Source organism: Undibacterium hunanense, assembly GCF_014284335.1.
GTDB lineage: Bacteria > Pseudomonadota > Gammaproteobacteria > Burkholderiales > Burkholderiaceae_D > Undibacterium > Undibacterium hunanense.
Genome location: NZ_JACOGF010000045.1, coordinates 1 through 524, shown reverse-complemented (window position 1 = coordinate 524; position 524 = coordinate 1). Strand labels below are relative to the sequence as shown.

The following is a 524-nucleotide window of genomic DNA, read 5'->3' as shown; positions in this document are numbered from 1 at the left end:
GCTTGACCTTGGTCCAGCAGTTTGCGGAACATTTCAACGCCAGTACATGTTGTTTTGACTGTGTCTTTGATACCGACGATTTCAATCTCTTCGCCAACTTTGACGATACCGCGTTCGATACGACCAGTAACCACTGTACCGCGACCGGAGATGGAGAATACGTCTTCTACTGGCAACAGGAAGGCGCCGTCAACAGCACGTTCTGGTGTTGGGATGTAGGAATCCAGTGCATCAGCCAGTTTCATGATGGCTTCTTCGCCCAGAGGACCTTTGTCGCCTTCGAGGGCCAGTTTAGCGGAACCTTGAATGATAGGCAGGTCGTCGCCTGGGAATTCGTATTTGGACAACAATTCACGAACTTCCATTTCAACCAGTTCCAGCAATTCAGCGTCATCAACCATGTCGCATTTGTTCAGGAACACGATGATGTATGGAACGCCAACTTGGCGGGCCAACAGGATGTGTTCGCGAGTTTGTGGCATAGGACCGTCTGCTGCGGAGCAAACCAGGATCGCGCCGTCCAT

The 524-nt window shown here is 51.3% G+C and carries 1 protein-coding gene; it reads right to left on the bottom strand.

Going from position 1 to position 524, the window contains the following annotated elements:
• Positions 1-524 (bottom strand): GTP-binding protein (locus H8L32_RS27240; protein WP_230412442.1); only part of this gene is annotated, 524 nt, incomplete at both ends.